Source organism: Streptomyces sp. NPDC001513, assembly GCF_042894695.1.
Classification (GTDB): domain Bacteria; phylum Actinomycetota; class Actinomycetes; order Streptomycetales; family Streptomycetaceae; genus Streptomyces.
The window spans coordinates 354,484-376,371 of the sequence record NZ_JBIAVU010000010.1 but is presented as its reverse complement, the minus strand read 5'-3'; the positions used below and the strand labels follow the sequence as shown (position 1 = coordinate 376,371).

The following is a 21,888-nucleotide window of genomic DNA, read 5'->3' as shown; positions in this document are numbered from 1 at the left end:
GCTCCGGCGTCTCCGCGGGGGCACCTGCATGACGGGTATTGCGCCAGGCGTCTCCTCGGCGGCCCCCCGCGCCGCGGCGCGGGCATGGAATCATGGCGGGCAGTCAACCGGCTGCGGTGTGTGTCCGGTTGGCCCAGCAGCTCAGCACATGCAGGGGGAGGAACGATGGCGGACAGCTTCGGGCCGGTGCGCGGGGACGACGGCGCGGGCTGCCGTGGCGCGGACCGGCCGACGGAGTCCGGCGCCGCGCCGGCCGGGGAACCGATCCGGGTGCTCGTGGTCGACGACCACGCGCTCTTCCGGCGGGGGCTGGAGATCGTCCTCGCACAGGAGGAGGACATCCAGGTCGTCGGCGAGGCCGGGGACGGCGCGGAGGCGGTGGACAAGGCGGCCGACCTGCTGCCGGACATCGTGCTGATGGACGTGCGGATGCCCCGGCGCGGCGGGATCGAGGCGTGCACCTCGATCAAGGAGGTGGCCCCCTCCGCGAAGATCATCATGCTGACGATCAGCGACGAGGAGGCGGACCTCTACGACGCGATCAAGGCGGGCGCCACCGGGTACCTCCTGAAGGAGATCTCGACGGACGAGGTGGCCACGGCGATCCGCGCGGTCGCCGACGGCCAGTCCCAGATCAGTCCGTCGATGGCGTCGAAGCTGCTCACCGAGTTCAAGTCGATGATCCAGCGCACCGACGAGCGCCGGCTGGTGCCGGCGCCCCGGCTGACGGACCGGGAGCTGGAGGTCCTCAAGCTGGTGGCCACCGGCATGAACAACCGCGACATCGCGAAGGAGTTGTTCATCTCCGAGAACACCGTGAAGAACCACGTCCGCAACATCCTGGAGAAGCTGCAGCTGCACTCCCGGATGGAGGCCGTGGTCTACGCGATGCGCGAGAAGATCCTCGAAATCCGCTGACCCGGACCGACCAGGCCCTGACCGACCCGGACCAGACCCGGGCCGACCAGGCCCGGACGGCGTCTAGAGCGCGGCGAGCTCCGCCGTGACGGCCGCCGCCTCCGCGGGCGAGCCCGCGCGCTCGATCCGTACGTCCTCGCAGCCGACCCACTCCGCCGCTTCCCGCAGGGCCAGCGCCATCGGGCCGGCCGCCTTCGGGGAGGTCAGCGAGAGCTGCCGGGCGACGAGCGTGCGGCCCTCGCGGGCCGGGTCCACGCGGCCCTGGAGCCGGCCGCCCGCCAGCAGCGGCATCGCGAAGTACCCGTGAATCCGCTTGGGCTTGGGGACGTACGCCTCCAGGCGGTGGGTGAAGCCGAAGATCCGCTCCGTGCGCGGGCGGTCCCAGACCAGGGAGTCGAAGGGCGACAGCAGCGTCGTGCGGTGGCGGCCCCGGGGAGCCGTCGCGAGGGCGGCGGGATCCGCCCAGGCGGGCTTGGACCAGCCCTCGACCTCGACCGGGACCAGCCCGGAGTCGGCGATCACCGCGTCGACCTGCGCCCCCTTGAGGCGGTGGTAGTCCGCGATGTCGGCGCGGGTGCCGACGCCCAGGGAGCAGCCGGCCAGGGCGACCAGGCGGCGCATGCACTCGCGGTCGTCCAGGTCGTCGTGGAGCAGCGCGTCCGGAACGGCCCGCTCGGGCAGGTCGTAGACCCGCTTCCAGCCGCGGCGTTCGCCGCACACGACCGCACCGGTGTCGAGGAGCCACTCCACCGCGATCTTGGTCTCGGACCACTCGAACCACTCGCCGCCGTTCTTCGCGCCGCCCAGTTCGGTGGCGGTCAGCGGGCCGTCGGCTTTCAGCCGGTCCAGGACCGCCTGCGTCGAGCGCTCCTTGTCCTGGAGGACGTGCCAGCGGTGGCCGCGCGCCCGGTTGGCCCGGCGCCGGAAGGCGAAATGCGGCCATTCCTCGATCGGCAGGATGCAGGCCGCGTGCGACCAGTACTCGAAGGCGTGACGGTCGGACCAGTACGCCCGCTCCACGGTGTCGCGGCCGACCGCGCCGAGGCGTGCGTACGGGATCAGCTCGTGCGAGCGGGCCAGCACCGAGATGGTGTCCAGCTGGACGGCGCCCAGGTGGCGCAGGACCCCGCGCACACCTCCGCGGCGGTCGGGCGCACCGAGGAAGCCCTGTGCGCGCAGGGCGATCCGGCGGGCGTCGTCGGCGGAGAGGGAGAGCGCAGTCATGCCCGCACCCTAGGCGGAGCCACTGACAGCGGGCAGGTACGGCAGTCGCGAGGGCAGGCCGAGGTCGGAGGGGAGCAGGGCGCCGACCCAGCAGTCGCGGGAGGTGCCCCGCTGTTCGATGCCGGCCCGCAGGATCCCCTCGACCCGGAAGCCGGCCTTCTCGGCCACGGCCTTCGAGGCCGCGTTGCCCACCTGGGCGCGCCATTCCAGCCGGGTGACGCCGAGCGCGGTGAAGGCCCAGCGGGCGACGGCCGTCACGGCCTCGGCCACGTAGCCCCGGCCGCGGTGTTCCTTCACCGCCCAGAAGCCGATCTCGTACGACTCGGCGCCGTGCACGTGCACGCCGACGGCCGCGACCAGCGGGCCGCCGGCGCCAAGGCGGACGGCGAAGGGGTAGCCCGTGTCCTCGCGCCAGCCGTTCGGCACGAGCTCGTTCACGAAGGCGTGCGCGTGCGCGCGCTCGTACGGGGAGGGGACCAGGGTCCAGCGCTGGATGTCCGGGTCCTGGGCCGCCGCGTGGACCTCGTCCTCGTCGGCGGGGACGAAAGGTCGCAGTTCCAGCCGGTCCGTGGTGAGGGTGATGGGCTCCATGCACGGATTCTGCTGCCGCCGGGGCGCCCGGAGCGAACACTTTTCGGGAATCCCTCCGGGGGATGCGGCACCTTCCGTGTGCCCCGTACGTTCTCAATCCGGGCACCCGTGCCCCCACGGGAACGGCGGACCTCCCGACGTGGCCACGTCCTCGCTTACGATGGCCGTTGCGGTGGGGCCCACCTGCCGTGCCCGCGGTACGTACAGTGCCCAGGCCCGACCGGCAAGGAGACAAACCTCGGTGTCCGTCTTCAACAAGCTCATGCGTGCAGGCGAAGGCAAGATCCTGCGCAAACTGCACCGCATCGCGGACCAGGTCAACTCCATCGAAGAGGACTTCGTCAACCTCTCCGACGCCGAGTTGCGAGCGCTCACGGACGAGTACAAGCAGCGCTTCCAGGACGGCGAGAGCCTGGACGACCTGCTGCCCGAGGCCTTCGCGACCGTACGCGAGGCGGCCAAGCGCGTCCTCGGCCAGCGGCACTACGACGTCCAGATCATGGGTGGCGCGGCGCTGCACCTCGGCTACGTGGCCGAGATGAAGACCGGTGAGGGCAAGACCCTCGTCGGCACGCTGCCCGCGTACCTGAACGCGCTGTCCGGCAAGGGCGTCCACCTGATCACGGTGAACGACTACCTCGCGGAGCGCGACTCGGAGCTGATGGGCCGGGTGCACAAGTTCCTCGGCCTGGAGGTCGGCTGCATCCTGGCGAACATGTCGCCGGCGCAGCGCCGCGAGCAGTACGGCTCCGACATCACCTACGGCACGAACAACGAGTTCGGCTTCGACTACCTGCGCGACAACATGGCGTGGTCCCAGGACGAGCTCGTCCAGCGCGGCCACAACTTCGCCGTGGTCGACGAGGTCGACTCGATCCTCGTCGACGAGGCCCGTACCCCGCTGATCATCTCCGGCCCGGCCGACCAGGCCACGAAGTGGTACGGCGACTTCGCGAAGCTGGTGACCCGCCTGACCAAGGGCGAGGCCGGCCAGCCGCTGAAGGGCATCGAGGAGACCGGCGACTACGAGGTCGACGAGAAGAAGCGCACCGTCGCCATCCACGAGACCGGCGTCGCCAAGGTCGAGGACTGGCTCGGCATCGAGAACCTCTACGAGTCGGTGAACACCCCGCTCGTCGGTTACCTGAACAACGCGATCAAGGCCAAGGAGCTCTTCAAGGTCGACAAGGACTACGTCGTCATCGACGGCGAAGTCATGATCGTCGACGAGCACACCGGCCGTATCCTCGCCGGCCGCCGCTACAACGAGGGCATGCACCAGGCGATCGAGGCGAAGGAAGGGGTGGACATCAAGGACGAGAACCAGACCCTCGCCACGATCACCCTGCAGAACTTCTTCCGCCTCTACTCGAAGCTGTCGGGCATGACCGGTACGGCCATGACCGAGGCCGCCGAGTTCCACCAGATCTACAAGCTCGGTGTCGTCCCGATCCCGACCAACCGCGACATGGTCCGCAAGGACCAGCCGGACCTGATCTACCGGACCGAGGTCGCGAAGTTCGCCGCCGTCGTCGACGACATCGCGGAGAAGCACGAGAAGGGCCAGCCGATCCTCGTCGGTACGACGTCGGTCGAGAAGTCCGAGTACCTCTCCCAGCAGCTCTCCAAGCGCGGCATCCCGCACGAGGTGCTCAACGCCAAGCAGCACGACCGTGAGGCGACGATCGTCGCCCAGGCCGGCCGCCGCGGCGCGGTCACCGTCGCCACGAACATGGCCGGCCGCGGTACGGACATCAAGCTCGGCGGCAACCCGGACGACCTCGCCGAGGCCGAGCTGCGCCAGCAGGGCCTGGACCCGGAGGAGCACATCGAGGAGTGGGCGCACGCCCTCCCCGCGGCGCTCACCCGGGCCGAGGCGGCCGTGAAGGCCGAGTTCGAGGAGGTCAAGGACCTCGGCGGGCTGTACGTGCTGGGCACCGAGCGCCACGAGTCGCGCCGCATCGACAACCAGCTGCGCGGCCGCTCCGGCCGACAGGGCGACCCCGGCGAGTCCCGCTTCTACCTGTCGCTGGGCGACGACCTGATGCGCCTGTTCAAGGCGCAGATGGTCGAGCGCGTCATGGCCATGGCCAACGTGCCGGACGACGTGCCGATCGAGAACAAGATGGTGACGCGCGCGATCGCGTCGGCCCAGTCGCAGGTCGAGACCCAGAACTTCGAGACGCGCAAGAACGTCCTGAAGTACGACGAGGTCCTCAACAGCCAGCGCGAGGTCATCTACGGCGAGCGCCGCCGCGTCCTGGAGGGCGAGGACCTCCAGGAGCAGGTCCGCTTCATGATGGACGACACCATCGACGCGTACATCGCGGCCGAGACGGTCGAGGGCTTCGCCGAGGAGTGGGACCTGGAGCGGCTGTGGAGCGCCTTCCGGCAGCTCTACCCGGTGAAGGTCACCATCGAGGAGCTGGAGGAGGCCGCGGGCGACCGTGCGGGCATCACCGCCGAGTTCATCGCGGAGTCCGTCAAGGACGACATCCACGAGCAGTACGAGACGCGCGAGAAGACGCTCGGCTCCGAGATCATGCGTGAGCTGGAGCGGCGCGTGGTCCTGTCGGTGCTCGACCGCAAGTGGCGTGAGCACCTGTACGAGATGGACTACCTGCAGGAGGGCATCGGCCTGCGGGCGATGGCCCAGAAGGACCCGCTGGTCGAGTACCAGCGCGAGGGCTTCGACATGTTCAACGCCATGCAGGAGGGCATCAAGGAGGAGTCCGTCGGCTACCTGTTCAACCTGGAGGTCCAGGTCGAGCAGCAGGTCGAGGAGCTTCCGGTGCAGGACGCGGCGCCGTCCCTGACGAAGGAGCCGGCGGCGGCCGGGGCCGGGCGTCCGGAGATCCGGGCGAAGGGGCTGGACGCTCCGCAGCGGCCGGACCGGCTGCACTTCTCGGCGCCGACTGTTGACGGCGAGGGCGGTGTCGTGGAGGGCGATTTTGACTCCGAGGGCGCGGGTGGCGACGGCGACGGTATGACGCGGGCGGAGCGGCGCAAGGCGGCGAAGGCCGCCGGTGGGCGTCGCCGCAAGAAGTGACCCCTGCGGGGTCGAACCGTCGGCCGGGGCCGGGCACCTACGGGTGTCCGGCCCCGGCCGCGTTTGTGGGCGGGTGCGGCTCTGCTGCCGGGGCTCCGCCCCAGACCCCGCGCCTCAAACGCCGGCGGGGCTGAAGTGTCAAGGGAGGGGGCCCTGGATTTCTACCGCGGCGCAGCGCCAGCGGAGGTCCGGGCCCTGTTCCAGGCGGAAGGCCATGGCGGTGAGGCGGTCGCCCGTGGCGATGCGGGCGAAGGCTTCGATGACGCCCGGGCCGGGGGTGAAGCGGCCGCACTGGCGGATGACCGGGCGGAGGCGGTCGCGGAGGGGGCCTGCGGGGGCCAGGGTGACCAGCTGCTGGTACGCGGGGCCGATGGTGTGGCCCAGGAGCGAGTGGACCGGGCGGAGGCCGCTGACGACCGCCAGGAGGTGTTCGGCGAACCAGTGGTGCGGGCCGAGCCGCAGCGTGCGCGGGGGGCCCGCCGGGCGCCGCGGGTCGCGGCGTCCGGCGGGCCGGGTGCGGGTGCGGCCGCCGCCCGGCCGGCGGCTCCCGTCGTTGCCGATCGTGCCGCGCGTCGTCGTGTCCATCGCGATCTGCCCCCGAACAGGCCGGGCCCGGAGCGGTACCGGGCGGTAACTTGATGGGGATCTTCTACGGTCGCCGAACACGCTCCGCAACCGCGCGCACCGCCGGGCGGGCAGTCGCCCCGGTTCACCTATCCGAGTGCGCGCCGGCCCCTCCGCGGGCCCTGAGGGCGCGCGTCCGGGGAGCGGGGTGGACGGCCGCGGGTCCGGGTCCGGCACCTCGAAGGGGTACCGACTCCGTCACCCTGGCGGACCCTCCGAGTCGTATCCTGGGGGAGTTTTCCGACTACCGAAAGCAGCCGGCCATGCGCGTGTACGTCCCCCTGACCCTCCCCGGGCTCGCCGAGGTGCACAAGGCGGGTGAGCTGGGCCCCGCCCCGCTGCGGGCGTACGCCGTCACCCCCGGGCTCCGCGAGTGGTACGTGTCGGACGACATCGAGGAGCTGGAGTACGCGGCCCTGAACCGGGCCGCGGCCGCCTCCCTGCGGCTGCTCGCCGCGGACGCGGGCGCCCCGCGCCGCCGCGTCGTCGTCGCCCTCGACGTCGACGACAAGGCCGCCACCGCCACTCCCGGGGTCGACGAGGCCACCCTCGGCCAGGTGACCCTGGCCGCCGCCGTACGGCTCTCCGTGGCCGCCGCCGTGCACGTGGACGCCGATGACGCCGACGAGGACGTGGCCGCCGCCGCGCAGGCCCTCCCCGCCGCAGACGGAGGGGACGGGGACGCGCAGTTCGTCGTCGACGGAGCCGAGGACCACGAGCTGCTGTGGTTCGGCGTACAGGAGATTCCGGGGTTGCTGAAGTGACCGAAAAGCACATCGTCTGGGACTGGAACGGCACCCTCCTCCACGACATCGACGCCGTCATGGCCGCGACCAACGCCTCCTTCGCCGAGCTCGGCTTCGCGCCGATCACCTTGGAGACCTACCGCGAGCTGTACGTCGTACCGGTGCCGAAGTTCTACGAGCGCCTCATGGGACGGCTGCCCACCGACGAGGAGTGGGTGGTCATGGACGAGGCCTTCCACCGGCACTATTGGGCCGCGGCCGAGGACGCCGGGCTCGCCGAGGGCGCCCGCGAGCTGCTCCGGGAATGGCAGCGGGACGGGCTCACCCAGTCCCTGCTGTCCCTCGCGCCCCACGAGAAGCTCGTACCACTGGTCCGGACCCACGGCATCGACCACCACTTCCTGCGCGTCGACGGGCGGATCGGCCCCTCGCACACGTCGAAGGCAGGACACCTCGTACGCCACCTGGCCGCCCTGGACGGGACGGGGGTGACGGCCGACCGTACGGTCCTCATCGGAGACGCCGTGGACGATGCGCTGGCCGCCGCCCACGTCGGCGCCCGGGCGGTGCTCTACACGGGTGGTTCGCACAGTCGCGGCAGTCTGGAATCAGCCGGTGTGCCGGTGGTGGACACCCTGGCCGAGGCCGTACTGACAGCTCGCGAGCTGGCCGAATACTGACTGGACAAGCCCGCTGCACGGACAGCCGTGCCGCGTCGCTGGCCAGACTGTCAAAGTTTCACCCCAAGATTTATACAGATGCAGCGAATGACGACCTGGGGGTAGGTCGGGATAGCCTTGTACCCGTGATCAGCGCGATAGTCATCGGGGGCACTGGAGCCTCCGGCCTGCGCCCGGCGCACGACCGTGCCCGGGCCTTCGCTGATCCCCGCCACCGGGACCTCCAGCCGATCTTGGCTCATTCCCTCCCGGTCGGCTCTCTCGACGGCATAGCGTCGATCCCGGACGGACACCCCGCCTCGCGGCGCTATGTCATTCCTACTTCCTTCTTCACCTACGTCACGCAATGGCGCGCGACAGGAGCCAGAGGACATGCAGACCAAGCTGGACGAAGCAAAGGCCGAGCTGCTCGCACGGGCGGCCCGGGTAGCTGAGCACAGCCCGGCCGGGGGGCTACTTCCGACTGGGTCCGAGCAGGGAGAGCGTCCAGACCAGGACGCGGTGCTCTCCTACCTCCAGCGCTACTACCTGCACACGGCACCCGAGGACCTCACGGACCGGGACCCGGTCGACGTGTTCGGAGCCGCGCTCTCCCACTACCGGCTCGCCGAGAACCGGCCGCAGGGCACCGCGAACGTACGCGTGCACACCCCCACGGTCGAGGAGAACGGCTGGACCTCCAGCCACTCCGTCGTCGAGGTGGTCACCGACGACATGCCGTTCCTCGTGGACTCCGTGACGAACGAGCTGTCCCGCCAGGGCCGCGGCATCCACGTCGTGATCCACCCGCAGGTCGTCGTCCGCCGTGACGTCACCGGCAAGCTGATCGAGATCCTCGGCCCCGACTGCGACGCGCACGGTCCCCGCACCTCGCGCCCCCACGACTCCCTCGTCGAGTCCTGGATCCACGTCGAGATCGACCGCGAGACCGACCGCGCCGACCTCAAGCAGATCAACGCCGACCTGCTGCGCGTCCTGTCCGACGTACGCGAGTCCGTCGAGGACTGGGAGAAGATGCGCGACGCCGCGCTGCGCATCGCCGACGGCCTGCCCGAGGAGCCCACCGCCCCGGACCTGCGCGAGTACGAGCTCGAAGAGGCCCGTGAGCTGCTGCGCTGGCTCGCCGACGACCACTTCACCTTCCTCGGCTACCGCGAGTACAACCTCGTCGACGGCGACTCCCTGGCCGCCGTGCCCGGCACCGGCCTCGGCATCCTGCGCTCCGACCCGCACCACAGTGGCAAGGACGACGGCCACCCGGTCTCGCCGTCCTTCAACCGGCTGCCGGCCGACGCCCGCGCCAAGGCCCGCGAGCACCGCCTGCTGGTGCTGACCAAGGCCAACAGCCGCTCCACCGTGCACCGCCCCTCGTACCTCGACTACGTGGGCGTCAAGAAGTTCGACGCCGACGGCAACGTCGTCGGCGAGCGCCGCTTCCTCGGCCTGTTCTCCTCCGCCGCGTACACCGAGTCCGTGCGCCGCGTCCCGGTCGTCCGCCGCAAGGTCGCCGAGGTCCTGGACCGGGCCGGCTTCTCGCCGTCCAGCCACGACGGCCGCGACCTGACGCAGATCCTGGAGACCTACCCGCGCGACGAGCTGTTCCAGACCCCGGTCGACCAGCTCCAGTCCATCGTCACCTCCGTCCTGTACCTCCAGGAGCGCCGCCGGCTGCGGCTGTACCTGCGCCAGGACGAGTACGGCCGCTACTACTCGGCCCTCGTCTACCTGCCGCGCGACCGGTTCACCACCGGCGTCCGGCTGCGCCTGATGGACATCCTGAAGGAGGAGCTCGGCGGCATCAGCGTCGACTTCACCGCCTGGAACACCGAGTCGATCCTCTCCCGCATCCACTTCGTCATCCGCGTCCCGCAGGGCACCGAGCTGCCCGCGCTGACCGACGGCGACGTCGAGCGCATCGAGGGCCGCCTCGTCGAGGCCGCCCGCTCCTGGGCCGACGGCTTCCAGGAGGCGCTGATCGCCGAGTGCGGCGAGGAGCGCGCCGCGGAGCTGCTGCGCCGCTACGGCACCTCCTTCGCCGAGGGCTACAAGGCCGACCACTCGCCGCGCGCCGCCGTCGCCGACCTGGTCCACCTGGAGCGGCTCGCCGCCAGCGACCGCAAGTTCGCGCTCTCGCTGTACGAGCCGGTGGGCGCCGCCCCCGGCGAGCGCCGGTTCAAGATCTTCCGCACCGGCGAGCAGGTCTCGCTCTCCGCGGTCCTGCCGGTCCTGCAGCGCCTCGGCGTCGAGGTCACCGACGAGCGCCCGTACGAGCTGCGCCGCTCGGACCGGGTCAGCGCGTGGATCTACGACTTCGGCCTGCGGATGCCCCTGCCCACCGGCAACGGTGACGCCGCGGCGGCCAACTACCTCGGCGACGACGCCCGCGAGCGCTTCCAGGACGCCTTCGCCGCGGTCTGGCAGGGCGACGCGGAGAACGACAACTTCAACAGCCTCGTGCTGAGCGCCGGGCTCACCTGGCGGCAGGCCGTCGTCCTGCGCGCGTACGCCAAGTACCTGCGCCAGGCCGGCTCCACCTTCAGCCAGGACTACATGGAGGACACCCTCCGCAACAACGTCCACACCACCCGGCTGCTGGTCTCGCTCTTCGAGGCCCGGATGTCGCCCGTCCGCCAGGCCGCCGGCAGCGAGCTCGTCGACGCCATGCTGGAGGAGCTGGACGGGGCCCTGGACCAGGTCGCCTCGCTCGACGAGGACCGCATCCTGCGCGCCTTCCTCACCCTGATCAAGGCGACGCTGCGGACCAACTTCTTCCAGACCACCGGCGAGGGCGAGCAGCACTCCTACGTGTCGATGAAGTTCGACCCGCAGGCCATCCCCGACCTCCCGGCGCCCCGCCCGGCCTTCGAGATCTGGGTGTACTCCCCGCGCGTCGAGGGCGTCCACCTGCGCTTCGGCAAGGTCGCCCGAGGCGGCCTGCGCTGGTCCGACCGCCGCGAGGACTTCCGTACGGAGATCCTCGGCCTGGTCAAGGCGCAGATGGTCAAGAACACCGTCATCGTGCCGGTCGGCGCCAAGGGCGGCTTCGTCGCCAAGAACCTCCCCGACCCGTCGGTGGACCGCGACGCCTGGCTCGCCGAGGGCATCGCCTCGTACAAGATCTTCATCTCGGCGCTGCTCGACATCACCGACAACATGGTCGCCGGCGAGGTCGTGCCCCCGAAGGGCGTGGTCCGCCACGACGAGGACGACACCTACCTCGTCGTCGCCGCCGACAAGGGCACCGCGACCTTCTCCGACATCGCCAACGGCGTGGCGGAGTCCTACGGCTTCTGGCTCGGCGACGCCTTCGCCTCCGGCGGCTCGGCCGGCTACGACCACAAGGGCATGGGCATCACCGCCCGCGGCGCGTGGGAGTCCGTCAAGCGGCACTTCCGCGAGCTCGGCCACGACACCCAGACCGAGGACTTCACCGTCGTCGGCGTCGGCGACATGTCCGGTGACGTCTTCGGCAACGGCATGCTGCTCTCCGAGCACATCCGCCTCGTCGCCGCCTTCGACCACCGGCACATCTTCATCGACCCGACCCCGGACGCGGCCACCTCGTACGCGGAGCGCCGGCGCCTGTTCGAGCTGCCGCGCTCCTCGTGGGCCGACTACGACAGCTCGCTGCTCTCCGCGGGCGGCGGCATCCACCCGCGCAGCGCGAAGTCCATCCCGGTCAACGCGCACGTCCGCGAGGCCCTCGGCATCGAGGCGGGCGTCACCAAGATGACCCCCGCCGACCTGATGCAGGCCATCCTGCAGTCCCCCGTGGACCTGCTGTGGAACGGCGGCATCGGTACGTACGTCAAGGCGACGGCCGAGACGCACGCCGACGTCGGCGACAAGGCCAACGACTCCATCCGCGTCAACGGCTCCCACGTCCGGGCCAAGGTCATCGGCGAGGGCGGCAACCTGGGTCTGACCCAGCTCGGCCGCATCGAGTTCGCCCGGACCGGCGCCGGCGGCGAGGGCGGCAAGATCAACACCGACGCCATCGACAACAGCGCGGGCGTGGACACCTCCGACCACGAGGTGAACATCAAGATCCTGCTCAACGCGGTCGTCGCGGACGGGGACATGACCGTCAAGCAGCGCAACAAGCTGCTCGCCCAGATGACCGACGAGGTGGGCCACCTCGTCCTGCGCAACAACTACGCGCAGAACACGGCGCTCTCCAACGGCGCCGCCCAGGCCCCGAGCCTGCTCCACGCCCAGCAGCGCTACATGCGCCGCCTGGAGAACGCCGGACGGCTGGACCGCGGGCTGGAATTCCTGCCCACGGAACGCCAGATCCGCGAGCTGCTCAGCAGCGGCAAGGGCCTGACCCAGCCGGAACTGGCCGTGCTGTTCGCCTACACCAAGATCACGGTGGCGGACGAGCTCATCGCCACCGGGCTGCCGGACGACCCGTACCTGCGCCGCCTGCTCTTCGCGTACTTCCCGGCCGCCCTGGGCGAGAAGTTCACCGAGCAGATCGACGCGCACGCGCTGCGCCGCGAGATCATCACCACCATCCTGGTCAACGACACCGTCAACACCGGCGGTTCGACCTTCCTGCACCGCCTGCGCGAGGAGACCGGGGCCTCCACGGAGGAGATCGTCCGGGCGCAGCTCGCGGCCCGCGAGATCTTCGGCCTGGCCGATGTGTGGGACGAGGTGGAGGCGCTCGACAACAAGGTCGCCGCCGACGTCCAGACCCGGGTGCGGCTGCACTCGCGGCGCCTGGTCGAGCGCGGTACCCGCTGGCTGCTGAACAACCGGCCGCAGCCGCTCCAGATCTCCGAGACCATCGCCTTCTTCGCGGAGCGGGTCGGGCAGGTCTGGGCGGAGCTGCCGAAGCTGGTGCGCGGCGCCGACCTGGAGTGGTACCAGTCGATCGTGGGCGAGCTGACGGGCGAGGGCGTCCCGGAGGAACTGGCCGCCAAGGTCGCCGGGTTCTCCTCCGCCTTCCCGACGCTCGACATCGTCGCGATCGGGGACCGCACGGGTGTCAGCTGCCTGGACGTCGCCGAGGTCTACTACGACCTCGCCGACCGCCTGGACATCACCCAGCTGATGGACCGGATCATCGAGCTGCCGCGGGCCGACCGCTGGCAGTCCATGGCCCGTGCGTCGATCCGCGAGGACCTGTTCGCGGCGCACGCGGCGCTGACGGCCGATGTGCTGTCGGTGGGCAACGGCAGTTCGACTCCCGAGGAGCGCTTCAAGGCGTGGGAGGAGAAGAACGCGGCGATCATCGGGCGGGCCCGGACGACGCTGGACGAGATCCGGGGGTCGGACGACTTCGACCTGGCGAACCTGTCGGTGGCGATGCGGACGATGAGGTCGCTGCTGCGCACGCACAGCTGATCGGGCTGGTTTGAGCCGAACGGGCCGGGCCCGGGACCTAGTGGTCCCGGGCCCGGCCCGTTCGTGGTTCGCGTTTCGGGTGCGGAGCCCAGGAAGGCCGGGGTGGTCAGCGGCCCGCGGTGAAGGCCTCGTAGGCGTCGCAGACTTCCTTCGAGGGGCCGTCCATGCGGAGCACTCCGGCCTCCAGCCAGATCGCGCGGTCGCAGGTCTCGCGGACCGTGTTGATGCCGTGGCTGACGAGGAAGACCGTGCCGGCCTGTTCGCGGAGCTGCTCGATGCGGGCCTGGCTGCGCCGCTGGAAGGCCGCGTCGCCGGTGGCCAGGGCCTCGTCGATCATGAGTACGTCGTGGTCCTTGGCGGCGGCGATGGAGAACCGCAGGCGGGCGCCCATGCCGGAGGAGTACGTCCGCATCGGCAGGGAGATGAAGTCGCCCTTCTCGTTGATGCCGGAGAAGTCGACGATGCCCTGGTAGCGCTCGTGGATCTGCTGCTTGGACATGCCCATCGCGAGGCCGCCGAGCACGACGTTGCGCTCGCCCGTCAGGTCGTTCATCAGGGCGGCGTTCACGCCCAGCAGGGACGGCTGGCCGTGCGAGAAGATCCGGCCGCGGGCCACCGGCTGGAGGCCGGCGATGGCGGCCAGCAGGGTGGACTTGCCCGAGCCGTTGGAGCCGATGAGGCCGATGGCCTCGCCCTTGTACGCGGTGAAGGTGACGCCCTTGACGGCGTGCACCTCGCGGACGCCGGGGGCCGGCTTGCGGGAGAAGATCCGGTTGAGGGCCGCGGTGGCGCCGCCCTTGCGGCTGCCGCTGCCGTGGACCTTGTAGATGACGTGGACCCCGTCGGCGATCACGGTGGGGATCCGTCCTCGAGTGTCAGCCACGGCCGTATTCCTCCTCTGCCTTCCAGAAGTAGACGAAGCCGCCGACGCCGGCGAGCAGGGCCCAGCCGATCGCGATCGGCCACACGTGGTGCGGGAGCGAGTGCGCCTCGAAGCTGTCGATCAGAGCGAAGCGCATCAGGTCGATGTAGACGGCCGCGGGGTTGAGCTTGAGCATCGTCAGCACCCAGTGCGGCAGGTCGCCCGCCTTGTGGATCTGGTCGATGGACCACATGACGCCCGAGGAGTACATCCAGGTGCGCAGGACGAAGGGCATCAGCTGGCTGACGTCCGGGCTCTTGCTGCCGATGCGGGCCATGATCATGGCGCAGCCGGCGGCGAAGACGGCCATCAGCAGGAGCGCCGGGACGGCCAGGAGCCAGGCCGGGCCGGGCGTCTGGCCGAAGGCGAGCAGCAGGATGACGAGGGCGCCCATGGTGACGAGCAGCTGCTGGAAGAGCTGGACGACGGTGGAGATGGGCAGGCTCGCGCGGGGGAAGTGCAGGGCGCGGACCAGGCCGAGGTTGCTGTGGACGGCGCGGGTGCCGGCGTTGATGGAGCTGCCGATGAAGTCCCAGACGAAGACGCCGGTGATCAGGAAGGGGAGGTAGTCCGGCACTCCGCTGCTGGCCTTCATCGCGAGGCCGAAGACGAAGTAGTAGACGGCCGCGTTGAGCAGCGGGGTCACCAGGTGCCAGACCTGGCCGAGCTTGGCCGTGCTGTACGTGGCCTGCATGCGGGCGGTGGCGTACGCGGCCACGAAGTGGCGGCGGTCCCAGAGCTCCGCGACGTAGCGCAGGAGGGAGGGGCGGGCGCCGCTGAGGGTGAGGCCGTGGGCGGCGGCCAGGTCGGCGAGTTCCGCGGAGTGCGCGGGCGCGGTCTTGGATGCGGTCGCGGTGGTCACAGGGTTCGCTTTCGACGGGGTCAGTACGTCGCTGTCGAGGTCGGGACGGGTCCGTATCGTCGCTACGGCGAGATTAGGGCGTGACGCGTCGGAACGCAACCGTATCGTCGTGACGTGGGCGCGGCTATGCTCTGTGCATGACCACGGACCCCTCCGCCGCCCCCGGGCCTGCCCCTGCCCCCGCGCCCGCCCGTAGAGCCCCTGCCGGTGCCGCCGTCCTGCGTGAGGACGTGACCGAGGCGATCCGCGACGCGGTGCTGGAGGAACTGGCCGCGGTCGGGTTCTCGCGGATGTCCATCGAGGGCATCGCGCGGCGGGCGGGCGTCGGCAAGACCGCGGTGTACCGGCGCTGGAAGTCCAAGCTGCACCTGGTGCTGGACCTGATCGGGGCCTTCGCGGCGGACGGCCTGCCGGTGCCGGCGACGGGGTCGCTGTACGGGGACGTACGGGCGCTGCTGGAGGTCATGTCCCACGTGCTGAGGCACCCGGTGGCGTCGGCGGTCATCCCCGACCTGCTGGTGGAGGCGGCGCGGAACCCGGAGATCGCGGATGCGGTGCGGGGGGCGTTGCTGGAGGGGCAGCGACGGGTTGCCGCGGGCATCGTCGGCGAGGCCGTGTCTCGGGGCGAGCTGGCGGAGGGGGTTGATCCGGATCGGGCGCTCGATCTGGCGATCGGGCCGCTGTACTGGCGGCAGGTGGTCGTGGGGGACTCCGTCCCCGGGGGGTACCTCGACGAGCTCGCGCGGTCGGTGGTGGCCGGGCTGCGCACCGCCTGACCCTGCGGCCCGCCTCCTGGGGCTCCGCCCCAGACCCCGCGCCTCAAACGCCGGCGAGGCTGAAATAACGGGGTTCGGGGGCGGAGGCCCCGGTTACGGCCAGAGGTGGTGGGCCAGGGTCGGGTCCTGGGTCGGGGTGGCGGCCGGGGCCGGCGGGGTGGGGTGGCGGTCCGGCAGGGGGGTGATCGCGGGGATCGGGGCGGTCTGGCCCAGGAAGACGCGCCGGACCACGCGTTCCGCCGCGTGGCCGTCGTCGTACGAGCAGAACCGCCCGCGGAACGCCGCCCGCAGCTGCGCGGAGCGCGAGCCCTGCCAGTGGCCCGTGGTGAAGATGTCCACCAGCTCGTCCTGGGTCCGGGCGATCGCACCCGGGGGGCACGACCGCAGGTCGAAGTAGGTGCCGCGGGCCGCCTCGTACGCCTCCCAGTCGTCCGCGTGGATCACGATCGGCCGGTCCAGCGCCGCGTAGTCGAACATCAGGGACGAGTAGTCCGTGACGAGCGCGTCCGAGGCGAGGCAGAGCTCCTCCACCGAGGGGTGGGCGGAGACGTCCAGCAGCCGCGGGTGCGGCTCCCACGCGCGGTCGGCGTCCGCGTACGTGAGGTGGGTGCGGGCGAGGATCGTGAACTGCGGGCCCAGATCGCGCAGGACCCGCTCGAAGTCCAGGTGTTCCGGCCGGCTGCGCCGGTAGTCGCGGTGGGTGGGCGCGTACAGGATCGCCGTCGAGCCCGCCGGGATGCCGAGCCGTTCGCGCAGGTCCAGTACGTCCGTACGGGTCGCCCGGTGGAAGACGTCGTTGCGCGGGTAGCCGTATTCGAGGGTCGTGTAGGAGGAGGGGACCGCCTTCTCCCAGACCAGGGTGGAGTGCCGGTTCGCGGACAGCAGGTAGTCCCACTGGTCGGCGCCGCGCAGCAGGCCCGCGAAGTCGGTCGTCGGGGTGGCCGCCGGGCGGTCCTGGAGGTCGAGGCCGACGCGCTTGAGCGGGGTGCCGTGCTGGGTCTGGACCAGGATCTGGCCGGGGCGCTTGACCAGGGCGCGGTCGAAGTTGACGTTCGTGACGAGGTACGTGGCCCGCGCCAGGGCGGTCCAGTACGCCGCCGAGCCCGGGCGCAGCGCCGTCGTCTCCCGGGGCAGGGTCGAGGCGTGCGCCGGGTCGCAGATCCACGCCGTCCGCATCCGGGGCGCGAGCTCCCGCAGCTTGGCCTCGATCGCCGCCGGGTTGCAGGCGTAGCCGCCGTGCCAGTACGCGGAGAAGACCGCGAGCTCCGGGCGCAGGGGGAGCAGGCGCTGGATCCGGTAGTGCAGGCGCCGGGCCGTCTCGCTCAGGCCCTGCCACAGGGCCGAGGCCGCGCGGCCCAGTGCCAGCCCGGCCGAGCGCAGCGCGGACAGCAGCCGGTAGGTGCGCCGGGTGCCCAGCCGCATCAGGGTGTGCCGGACCCGGTCGGTCCGCGACAGGGACAGCGGCAGCGCGGACCTGCCGCCCGGGGTCCGGTAGCGGCGCAGCAGGGCGGAGGCACGGCTGAAGAACTCGGCCCGGCCGGCGCGCGGGAGACGGCGCGGGTCGGCGTACAGGGCGCAGAAGTGCTCGGCCATGCGGCGGTGCACGGTGGGGCGCCAGCGCTCCAGCTCGGGGCGGCCGGCGAGGTAGCCGAAGACCCGGTCGTACTGGTCGAAGATGTCGAGGTGGCGGCGGCTGGTGGTGGTCAGGATCGAGCCGGTGCGGCGCTGGCGGTAGTGGACGCAGACCCGGTCCAGGACGGCGACGGACTCCGCGGCCAGCAGCGCCGGGTAGGTCCAGGGAGTGTCCTCGTAGAGGCCGGGCGGGAAGGCGAGGCCCTCGCGCTCCACGTACTCGCGGCGGTAGGCCTTGTTCCACACCACCATCAGCATGGCCAGCAGCGCCGGGCGGTCGGCGAGCCGGAAGCTGGCCGGGCCCTCCTCGGACAGCCGGTGCGCGAGGCGGTTGCGCACCAGCTCGCCCGACCAGAAGGTGCGCGCGTAGTCGTAGACGAGGACGTCGGGGGAGCCGGTGGCCTTCAGCCGGTCGGTGATGGCCTGCAGGGCGCCGGGGGCGAGGGTGTCGTCGCCGTCGAGGAAGATCAGGTAGTCGCCGGTGGCCCGGGCCAGGCCCGCGTTGCGGGCCGGGCCCAGACCCAGGTTGTGCGCCAGGTGCACGGCGGTGACCCGGGCGTCGCGGGCCGCGTACTCGTCGATGATCGAACCGCAGGCGTCGGGGGAGGCGTCGTCGACCGCGATCAGTTCCAGATCCGGGTACGACTGCGTCAGGACCGAGTCCAGACTCTCCTGGAGGTAGGCCTGGACCTTGTACGCGGGCACGATGACGCTGAACCGGGGCACGGCACATCCAGGGGTCGGCGCGGGCATGGCTCCCCCGGCTGCCGCCGGGTGGGGGTCCCCCCGGCCGGAGGCTGGGGGAGTGCCCCCAGGAACCCCCGGCGTGGCGTTCGGGTTACGCAGCGTGTGGCAATCGGGTTACGCAGCGTCAACACCGCACGTCAATCACTTGATCGCGCCGGCCATCACCCCCGTGACGAACTGCCGCTGGAAGGCGAAGAAGACGACGAGCGGGACCACCATCGACAGGAACGCGCCCGGCGCCAGCACGTCGATGTTGTTGCCGAACTGCCGTACCTGCTGCTGGAGCGCGACCGTCACCGGCGGGTGCGCCGAGTCCGCGAAGACCAGCGCCACGAGCATGTCGTTCCACACCCACAGGAACTGGAAGATGCCGAGCGAGGCGATCGCCGGCCCGCCGAGCGGCAGCACCACCCGGGCGAACAGCCGCAGTTCACCCGCCCCGTCGAGGCGGGCCGCCTCCAGCAGCTCGCGCGGGATCTGCGCGAAGAAGTTGCGCAGCAGGAACACGGCGAAGGGCAGTCCGAAGGCGGTGTGGAACAGGACCACTCCCGCCGTGGTCTCGAACAGCCCGATGGAGCCGAAGAGTTCGGAGACCGGGATCAGCGCCACCTGTACGGGGACCACGAGCAGCCCGACGACGACCAGGAAGAGCCAGTCCCGGCCGGGGAACTCCAGCCAGGCGAAGGCGTATCCGGCGAACGAGCCCAGGACCAGGACGAGGAGGGTGGTCGGCACGGCGATCGCGACGGTGTTCAGGAGCGAGCCGGTGATGGTGTCGTTGGCCAGCAGCCGCTCGTAGTTGCCGGCGGTCAGCCGCGAGGGCGCCGTCAGCACCTGCCACCAGCCGCCCTTGTTGAGGTCGGAGGGGGAGACGAACGAGGAGATGAGCAGCCCGAGGGTGGGCACCAGCCAGAACAGCGCGGCCAGGACCAGGAACACCCGCAGCGCCCCGCCCGCGGCCCGAGCGGCCAGCCGGCCCCCGGTCCGCTCGGCCCCTGTGGTGCTCCCGCTCCGTTCGGGCTTGGACGCACTCATCGGGATCTCTCCTTCCGGAGCCTGCGTATGTTCACGAGCATCACCGGGATCACCAGCACCAGCAGCAGCACGGCGATGGCACTGCCCAGGCCCGGATCGGCGTCGGTGCCGAAGGAGGTCCGGTACAGCTGCAGCGCGAGCACGTTCGCGTCGTCCTGGACCGCGCCCGGCGCGATCACGAAGACCAGGTCGAAGATCTTCATGACGTTGATGACGAGGGTGACGAGCACGACCGCCAGGACCGGCCCCAGCAGCGGCACGGTGATCCGGCGGAACACCTGCCACTCGTTGGCCCCGTCCACCCGCGCCGCCTCCAGCAGCTCGCGCGGTACGGCCGCCAGCCCGGCCCCGATCAGCACCATCGCGAAACCGGCCCACATCCATACGTACGCCCCGATGACCGCCGGGGTGACCAGCGCCGGGCCGAGCCACTGCACCCCGGCGTACGCCTCCCGGAAGTTGGCGGCGGGCAGCCGCAACTGCGCCCCGTCGGCCTTCGCGGACAGGGTGAAGGTGCCGTCGGCGCGGGCCGTGGCCGAATCGACCACCCGGCCGTCCTTGACCGCCTCGATCCGCATCCCGGCGAAGGCCGACTCGGTCGGGTCGACCGCGTTCGTACGGCCGCCCCCGCCGCGGGTGAAGTCCTGCCACGCCGTTCCGGTGACCTTGCCGGGCTCGGCCGCCGCCGCCTTCGCCGTACGGGTCCCCTCGGGCAGGGACTCCGGCGCCACGCCGACCAGCGGCAGCAGCACCGGGGTGCCCGCGCGGACCGGGTCGCGCGTCACGAAGGCGCCCCCGCCGGCGTCGGCGAGCGGCGAGTCCCGGCCCGGGCGGGCCTTGGGGAAGGCCGAGGACTCCGCGAAGGTGTCGTGGACCCCGACCCACACCGCGTTGGCGACGCCCCGGTCGGGATCGTGGTCGTAGACGAGCCGGAAGATGATGCCCGCAGCCAGCATCGAGATCGCCATCGGCATGAACACCAGCAGCTTGAACGCCGTTCCCCAGCGCACCCGTTCGGTGAGCACCGCGAAGATCAGACCGAGGGCGGTGGCCGTGGTCGGGGCGAGCACCACCCACACCGCCGTGTTCTTCAGGGCGGTGCGGATGGTGTCGTCGCTCAGGATCTCCCGGTAGTTGTCGCCGCCGACGAACGTGCCGCCCGAACGGTCGAAGAAGCTCCGGTAGAGGGAGTAGCCGATCGGGTGCACGACGAGTGCGCCCAGCAGGACGAGGGCCGGCAGGAGGAACGCCGCCGCGACCAGACGGCGGCGCCGGGCCTCCGCGGACAGCCCGCGGCCGGCCTTGACCGAGGCCTTCACGGGGCTAGTTCCCGTAGGCCTTGGCCGCGTCCGCCTCCAGTTTCGCCTGCGTGCCCGCCACGTCCGACGGGTTCGCCAGGAAGTCCTGGAGCGCCTTCCACTCGCCCGCGCCCGGGGTCCCGCCGAAGGCCGCCGGGGCCTGGTCCGACATGTCGAAGCGGAAGTCGTCGCCCGCCGCGATCAGAGCCTTCGCGATGTTCCGCTGGATGTCGTTCGGATAGGCGGCCGGGTCCACCGCCTTGTTCGGGGAGACGAAACCGCCCTCGCGGGCCTGGATCTGCGCCGCGTCCGCCGAGGCCAGGAAGGTCAGCAGGGCCTGCGCGCCCTTCGACGGCTTCAGCGCGACCGCCACGTCACCGCCCGAGACCACCGGGGCCTTCGCACCGACCGCCGGGAAGGGGAAGACCAGGGCGTCCTCGCCCACCTTCGCCTCGGTCTGCGCGATGTTCACCGCCACGAAGTCACCCTCGAAGACCATCGCGGCCGCCGGCCGGTCGCCGCCGGTGAACGTCTGCGTCACCGACTTCGGGAACTCCGTGGACAGCGCCCCGCTCGGCCCGCCCGCCAGGAAGTCCTTGCGCCCGAACAGCTCACCGAGCGTGGTCAGCGCCTGCTTGACGCTGTCGTCCGTCCACTTGATCTGGTGCTTGGCCAGCTGGTCGTACTTCTCCGGGCCCGCCTGCGACAGGTAGACGTTCTCGAACCAGTCGGTCAGGGTCCAGCCGTCCGCGCCCGCCACCGAGACGGCCGGCGTACCGGAGGCGGACAGCGTGTCGGCCGCCGTGATCAGCTCCTTCCAGGTCGTCGGGGGTTTGACCCCGGCCGCCTCGAAGGCCTTCGCGTTGTACCAGATCAGCGACTTGTTGGCGGCCTTGTAGTACACGCCGTACTGGGTGCCGCCGACCGCGCCGAGCGTCTTCCAGCCCGCCGAATAGTTCTTGTCCAGCTGCGCCTGGGCCTCCGGGCCCACCGGCTGCGCCCACTTGTTCTGCACGGCCGAGACCAGCGCGCCGACCTGCGGGAGCAGCGCGACGTCCGGCGGGGCGCCGCCCGCGATCTTCGTACCGAGGAAGGTGACGATGGGGTCCTGGGCCGGGACGAAGGTCACGGTGGCCCCCGTCCGCTTCTCGAACTCCTTCAGGACCTTGGTGAAGTTCGCCTGCTCGGGGCCCGTCCAGACCGCGGCGACCTCCAGCTTCTCCCCGTCCAGCTTCGGTAACTCCACCTGGGGCCCGGTCGGCCCCGCGGCATTCGGCGGGTCCGTCTTCTCGTCCGTGCCGCCGCCGCACGCGCTGAGCGCGAGCGCGCCCGCCGCGGCGAGCGCCGTCCAGGTGAGTGTCGTACGGCTCGTTCCGTGCCTGCGCATGGTTCTGCCCCCGATGCCCGTGGTGTGTCCCGGACCACAAGGTCT

The 21,888-nt window shown here is 71.2% G+C and carries 15 protein-coding genes; 6 read left to right on the top strand and 9 right to left on the bottom strand.

What is annotated here, in order from left to right:
• Positions 1–165: 165 nt before the first annotated feature.
• Complete coding sequence (locus tag ACFYZ4_RS24180; protein WP_351300664.1) at positions 166–918, top strand: response regulator transcription factor; 753 nt, start codon at positions 166–168, stop codon at positions 916–918.
• Between the two features lie 63 nt (positions 919–981).
• Here the strand turns inward: ACFYZ4_RS24180 and ACFYZ4_RS24175 are convergent, their stop codons facing one another.
• Entirely contained in the window at positions 982–2,142 is a 1,161-nt protein-coding gene (locus tag ACFYZ4_RS24175) for a DNA glycosylase AlkZ-like family protein (protein ID WP_351300668.1), read from the bottom strand.
• 9 nt (positions 2,143–2,151) lie between these two features.
• The gene (locus ACFYZ4_RS24170) at positions 2,152–2,733 is read right to left on the bottom strand and encodes a GNAT family N-acetyltransferase (protein WP_351300671.1); all 582 of its coding nucleotides are present in this window, start codon (positions 2,731–2,733) and stop codon (positions 2,152–2,154) included.
• Positions 2,734–2,974: 241 nt separating this feature from the next.
• Between ACFYZ4_RS24170 and secA the strand changes: the two genes are divergently transcribed.
• Entirely contained in the window at positions 2,975–5,782 is a 2,808-nt protein-coding gene (gene secA, locus ACFYZ4_RS24165) for a preprotein translocase subunit SecA (RefSeq protein WP_351300674.1), read from the top strand.
• Positions 5,783–5,920: 138 nt separating this feature from the next.
• On the opposite strand, the gene ACFYZ4_RS24160 is transcribed toward secA, so the two are convergent.
• Positions 5,921–6,367, bottom strand: a complete 447-nt coding sequence (locus ACFYZ4_RS24160) for an Rv3235 family protein (RefSeq protein WP_351598758.1) — start codon at positions 6,365–6,367, stop codon at positions 5,921–5,923.
• A 302-nt stretch (positions 6,368–6,669) separates the two neighbouring features.
• On the opposite strand from ACFYZ4_RS24160, the gene ACFYZ4_RS24155 reads away from it, so the two are divergent.
• The 3 genes from ACFYZ4_RS24155 (at position 6,670) to ACFYZ4_RS24145 (ending at position 13,184) form a co-directional block, all read left to right on the top strand.
• Positions 6,670–7,170 carry a DUF6912 family protein gene (locus ACFYZ4_RS24155; RefSeq protein ID WP_351304008.1) on the top strand — a complete coding sequence of 167 codons (501 nt, stop codon included), beginning with the start codon at positions 6,670–6,672 and terminating at the stop codon, positions 7,168–7,170.
• Positions 7,167–7,832 carry an HAD family hydrolase gene (locus ACFYZ4_RS24150; protein ID WP_351304010.1) on the top strand — a complete coding sequence of 222 codons (666 nt, stop codon included), beginning with the start codon at positions 7,167–7,169 and terminating at the stop codon, positions 7,830–7,832. The genes ACFYZ4_RS24155 and ACFYZ4_RS24150 overlap by 4 nt, the downstream gene beginning before the upstream one ends.
• A gap of 372 nt (positions 7,833–8,204) precedes the next feature.
• A complete protein-coding gene (locus tag ACFYZ4_RS24145) occupies positions 8,205–13,184 on the top strand; it encodes an NAD-glutamate dehydrogenase (RefSeq protein WP_351304013.1) in 4,980 nt (1,659 codons plus the stop codon).
• 106 nt (positions 13,185–13,290) lie between these two features.
• Here the strand turns inward: ACFYZ4_RS24145 and ACFYZ4_RS24140 are convergent, their stop codons facing one another.
• Positions 13,291–14,067: an ABC transporter ATP-binding protein gene (locus ACFYZ4_RS24140; protein WP_351304886.1), complete on the bottom strand. Its 777-nt coding sequence runs from the start codon at positions 14,065–14,067 to the stop codon at positions 13,291–13,293.
• Positions 14,060–14,968 carry an ABC transporter permease gene (locus ACFYZ4_RS24135; protein WP_351304883.1) on the bottom strand — a complete coding sequence of 303 codons (909 nt, stop codon included), beginning with the start codon at positions 14,966–14,968 and terminating at the stop codon, positions 14,060–14,062. Before ACFYZ4_RS24135 ends, ACFYZ4_RS24140 begins: the two co-directional genes overlap by 8 nt.
• A 137-nt stretch (positions 14,969–15,105) precedes the next feature.
• Here ACFYZ4_RS24135 and ACFYZ4_RS24130 point away from each other — a divergent pair, with 137 nt between their 5' ends.
• Complete coding sequence (locus ACFYZ4_RS24130; protein WP_351304880.1) at positions 15,106–15,744, top strand: TetR/AcrR family transcriptional regulator; 639 nt, start codon at positions 15,106–15,108, stop codon at positions 15,742–15,744.
• A gap of 93 nt (positions 15,745–15,837) precedes the next feature.
• On the opposite strand, the gene ACFYZ4_RS24125 is transcribed toward ACFYZ4_RS24130, so the two are convergent.
• The 4 genes from ACFYZ4_RS24125 to ACFYZ4_RS24110 form a co-directional block, all read right to left on the bottom strand.
• Positions 15,838–18,102: a bifunctional glycosyltransferase family 2 protein/CDP-glycerol:glycerophosphate glycerophosphotransferase gene (locus ACFYZ4_RS24125; protein WP_351302825.1), complete on the bottom strand. Its 2,265-nt coding sequence runs from the start codon at positions 18,100–18,102 to the stop codon at positions 15,838–15,840.
• 162 nt (positions 18,103–18,264) lie between these two features.
• The gene (locus ACFYZ4_RS24120) at positions 18,265–19,158 is read right to left on the bottom strand and encodes a carbohydrate ABC transporter permease (protein WP_384352606.1); all 894 of its coding nucleotides are present in this window, start codon (positions 19,156–19,158) and stop codon (positions 18,265–18,267) included.
• Positions 19,155–20,447, bottom strand: coding sequence for a carbohydrate ABC transporter permease (locus ACFYZ4_RS24115; RefSeq protein ID WP_390784802.1), 1,293 nt, complete (start codon positions 20,445–20,447; stop codon positions 19,155–19,157). Before ACFYZ4_RS24115 ends, ACFYZ4_RS24120 begins: the two co-directional genes overlap by 4 nt.
• A gap of 34 nt (positions 20,448–20,481) precedes the next feature.
• Positions 20,482–21,843: an ABC transporter substrate-binding protein gene (locus tag ACFYZ4_RS24110; protein WP_351302817.1), complete on the bottom strand. Its 1,362-nt coding sequence runs from the start codon at positions 21,841–21,843 to the stop codon at positions 20,482–20,484.
• Between the last annotated feature and the right edge of the window lie 45 nt (positions 21,844–21,888).

Excerpts from the sequence above, each read along its gene's own strand:
- ACFYZ4_RS24110 (WP_351302817.1), bottom strand. The coding sequence starts at position 21,843 with ATGCGCAGGCACGGAACGAGCCGTACGACACTCACCTGGACGGCGCTC.
- ACFYZ4_RS24120 (WP_384352606.1), bottom strand. The coding sequence starts at position 19,158 with ATGAGTGCGTCCAAGCCCGAACGGAGCGGGAGCACCACAGGGGCCGAG.
- ACFYZ4_RS24155 (WP_351304008.1), top strand. The coding sequence starts at position 6,670 with ATGCGCGTGTACGTCCCCCTGACCCTCCCCGGGCTCGCCGAGGTGCAC.
- ACFYZ4_RS24175 (WP_351300668.1), bottom strand. The coding sequence starts at position 2,142 with ATGACTGCGCTCTCCCTCTCCGCCGACGACGCCCGCCGGATCGCCCTG.
- ACFYZ4_RS24145 (WP_351304013.1), top strand. The coding sequence starts at position 8,205 with ATGCAGACCAAGCTGGACGAAGCAAAGGCCGAGCTGCTCGCACGGGCG.
- ACFYZ4_RS24130 (WP_351304880.1), top strand. The coding sequence starts at position 15,106 with ATGACCACGGACCCCTCCGCCGCCCCCGGGCCTGCCCCTGCCCCCGCG.
- ACFYZ4_RS24160 (WP_351598758.1), bottom strand. The coding sequence starts at position 6,367 with ATGGACACGACGACGCGCGGCACGATCGGCAACGACGGGAGCCGCCGG.
- ACFYZ4_RS24170 (WP_351300671.1), bottom strand. The coding sequence starts at position 2,733 with ATGGAGCCCATCACCCTCACCACGGACCGGCTGGAACTGCGACCTTTC.
- ACFYZ4_RS24180 (WP_351300664.1), top strand. The coding sequence starts at position 166 with ATGGCGGACAGCTTCGGGCCGGTGCGCGGGGACGACGGCGCGGGCTGC.